4 protein-coding genes are annotated in these 3,301 nt (G+C 72.0%); 2 read left to right on the top strand and 2 right to left on the bottom strand.

The window, feature by feature from the left end; all coding sequences use genetic code 11:
• The coding region (locus R6V09_RS49305; RefSeq protein WP_317887962.1) for an aminotransferase class I/II-fold pyridoxal phosphate-dependent enzyme at positions 1–1,009 on the bottom strand (1,009 nt) is incomplete at its 3' end.
• Positions 1,010–1,093: 84 nt separating this feature from the next.
• On the opposite strand from R6V09_RS49305, the gene R6V09_RS49300 reads away from it, so the two are divergent.
• Together R6V09_RS49300 and R6V09_RS49295 are read left to right on the top strand one after the other, a co-directional pair.
• Positions 1,094–1,780, top strand: a complete 687-nt coding sequence (locus R6V09_RS49300) for a pyridoxamine 5'-phosphate oxidase family protein (protein ID WP_317887961.1) — start codon at positions 1,094–1,096, stop codon at positions 1,778–1,780.
• Positions 1,780–2,412 carry an FMN-binding negative transcriptional regulator gene (locus R6V09_RS49295; protein WP_317887960.1) on the top strand — a complete coding sequence of 211 codons (633 nt, stop codon included), beginning with the start codon at positions 1,780–1,782 and terminating at the stop codon, positions 2,410–2,412. Before R6V09_RS49300 ends, R6V09_RS49295 begins: the two co-directional genes overlap by 1 nt.
• A gap of 37 nt (positions 2,413–2,449) precedes the next feature.
• Here the strand turns inward: R6V09_RS49295 and R6V09_RS49290 are convergent.
• Positions 2,450–3,301: EamA family transporter (locus tag R6V09_RS49290; protein ID WP_317887959.1), on the bottom strand; the 852-nt coding region annotated here is incomplete at its 5' end.

The raw sequence follows: 3,301 nt of genomic DNA, 5'->3' as shown, positions 1-3,301 counted from the left end.
CCCACAGCCGGGCCACGGCGCGCTGGGTGATCCGGCTGACCCAGCCCGGCCCCAGCCGCTGACGGCCACAGACCCGGTCGAGGGTGACGGCGTCGCCGGTGAACACCGCGAGGCGCAGATCGGGGCCGTAGGCCTTGGCCATCGAGCGGACGAAGGCCCAGTGGCGGGTGGCGCCGGCCAGCGGGTGCAGGGGCTGGTCGACGATGCCGTGGCCGTGGTCGTCCTCGATCAGCAGGATCTCCGGGTGGTCCCGGAGTACGGAACGCAGGGCACGCGCGCGCGTGGCGCTCACCACGGCTCCGGTGGGGTTCTGCGCCCGGTCGGTGACGATCAGGGCCCGCGCGCCGGACTCCAGCGCGGCGCGCACGTCCTCGGGGTGCGGTCCGTCGTCGTCGACGCGGACGGGGGTGACGCGCAGCCCGAGCGCCGGTACGAGGTCGAGCAGGCTGCCCCACCCGGGGTCCTCGACGGCGACGGTGTCACCGGGCTTCAGATGGGCGGTGAGGACGCGCTCGATGGCGTCCAGCGATCCGGAGGCGACGGCCACGGGGCCGGCCGGCACACCGTCCGCGTCCAGCGCGGCCCGCGCGATGCGCGCCAGCTCCGGCTCGACCGGGTCGTCGCCGTACATGACCGGCTCCCGGTCGGAGAGCTCGGCGGCCCGGGTGAACGCCCGGACGAGGGAGGGCAGCAGGGCGGGATCCGGGTTGCCGTGGGACACCTCGCGCACCCCCTCCGGCACATCCACCCGGATGTACTCGCGCCCGGTCGTGGCCGGCTTGGGCCGCACCCGGCTGCCACGCCGCCCGGCGGTCTCGATGACCCCGCGCTCCCGCAGGGTCCGGTACGCCGCCGCCACCGTATTGGGATTCACCCCAAGCTCTACGGCCAACTCCCGCATCGGCGGCAGCAGTTGCCCCGGCTCCAGCTCTCCCGAGCCCACCGCGCGCTCGACGTCGGCAGCAATGTCGGCTGCGCGTCGCCCTTCGATCCGATATCCTCCTAGCACAAAGCACACTATGCACTAGTGCAATACACATCGCAACTCGAACCGATCAGTAACGAACGATCAGTAACGAACACGGAGAGCGCCATGCAGGGGACCACCTCGCAGCCGACGTCGCAGCCCGCCGCGTACACGCCGACCGACCTGACCGTCCCCACGCGTTCCGCGGACCGGGCGTCGTACGACAAGGAGCTGGTGCACGAGATACTCGACACCGCCTACGTCTGCCACCTCGGCTTCGTGCGCGACGACAGGCCGGTCGTGCTGCCGACGCTGTTCGGCCGGGTCGGCGAGCGGCTGTACGTGCACGGTTCGACGGGTGCGCGTGCGCTGCGGATGACGGGGCAGGCCGACCCGGGGCTCCCGGTGTGCCTGACGGTCACCCACGTGGACGGTCTCGTCCTGGCCCGCTCCGCCTTCCACCACTCGATCAACTACCGCTCGGTGGTGGTGCACGGCATCGCCCACCAGGTGACGGACCCCGAGGAGAAGCGGACGGCGCTGGACGCGCTGGTCGACCATGTCGTGCCCGGCCGTTCGGCGGACTCCCGGCCCGGCAACAAGAAGGAACTCGCCGCGACCATGGTGATCCGCCTCGACCTCGACGAGGTCTCCGCCAAGCTCCGCACCGGGGGCGCGAACGACGAGCCCGAGGACCTGGCCCTCCCCCACTGGGCCGGCGTCCTGCCGCTGAACACCGGCTACGGCACCCCGCTCCCGAACGACGACCTGTCCCCCGGCATCGAACTCCCCGGCTACCTGGCGGTGTTGTGATGCTCATCCACCCCTGGGACACACCCCAGGAAGACAGCGAGTGGCAACACTGGCTCGCCGCCCACGACTTCGGCCAGCTCGCCGTCAACGGCCCGCCCGGCGAACCGCCATTCATCCAGCCCCTCCACTTCGCCTACGACCCCGAGCGCGGCGAGGCGATCACCCACCTGGCTCGCCCCAACCCCATATGGCCGGCGCTGGAGGCGAACCCCCAAGTGGTGCTGAGCGTCGTCGACGACTACGTGTACATCCCCGGCCCCTGGCAAGCGGACCCGGACGGTCCACCGGAACACGGCGTACCGACGAGCTTCTACGCGGCGGTCCAACTCCGCTGCACCGCCCACCTCGTGGACGACCCGGCCGAGAAGGCGTCCCTTCTCAACCGCCAGGTCGGCCACTTCCAGCCCGAGGGCGGCACCACACCGGTCGCCGCGGGCGAGCCACCGAACGGACGCCTGCTGTCCGGCATCCGCGCACTACGACTCGAAGTGCGCGGCGTACGGGCCAAGTTCAAGTACGCGGGCAAACGGTCCGCCGAGGTCCAGGACCGCATCGCGACCGGGCTCGCGGCTCGGGGCGGGGTGCGGGACGACGTCGCACGGGAGCATTTGCTGCGGCGGCGGGAAAAGTGAGGAGGGGTGGGCGAGGGGGGCCGGGTGAGAAGTGGGCCTAGGCAGCGGCTTCCCGTGAGGGCAGTTGTTCCCTTTCGGGGCCGCCGGTCGCGATCGGTTCGGCGGAGTGCTTTGTGGGGGCCGAGGACTGGGCGATGAACGCGCCCAGCAGGACGACCGCTCCGCCGATGATCTGTGGCGTGGAGAGGTGTTCGCCGAGGAGCACCCAGGCCAGTACCGTCGCGATGACCGCTTCGAGGCAGGCGACGACGCCCGCGACCTGCGGCGAGAGGCGGCGGACGGAAACCACTCCGGTGACGTACGCCAGGACCGTGGCGATCAGCACGATCCAGGCGAGCAGGGCGAAGGCCGGGACCGAGGTGCCGTTCATGTGGGCGTCGCCCTTGAGGATCGACCAGTCCATGGTCCAGGGGCGGGCCACGGCGGTCAGTACGAGGGCGCCGACGAGCAGGCCGTAGGCGATCACGCCGAGCGGTTCGGGTGCCTCGGCGCCCGCGTCACTGCCCTGGTCGGACAGGACGAAGTAGCCGACCTGGCAGCAGGCCGCACCGAGCGCGAGCAGCAGTCCGACGGCGTCGAAGCTCAGGCCCGACCACACCTCGACGACGCAGGCGAGTCCGCCGGCCGCGAGGACCACGCCGAGCGCGGCGGCGCGGGTGACCGGACGCCGCTGCACGAACCGGACCCAGCCGAGCACGAGGGCGGGTGCGAGGTACTCGACGAGCAGGGCGACACCGACGGGTATGCGGGAGATCGCGGCGAAGTAGCAGGCCTGGACGCCGGCGACGGCGAGCAGTCCGAAGCCGAGGAGCAGTGCGGGGCGGCGGCGTACGAGCGCGCGGTGGCGCAGGGCGAGCGGCAGCATCACCAGGGCGGCGCCGGCCACCCG

The sequence above is a fragment of the Streptomyces sp. W16 genome (genome assembly GCF_033194735.1).
Classification (GTDB): domain Bacteria; phylum Actinomycetota; class Actinomycetes; order Streptomycetales; family Streptomycetaceae; genus Streptomyces.
The sequence above is the reverse complement of the archived record's forward strand: the minus strand, read 5'-3'. Positions and strand labels throughout refer to the sequence as shown.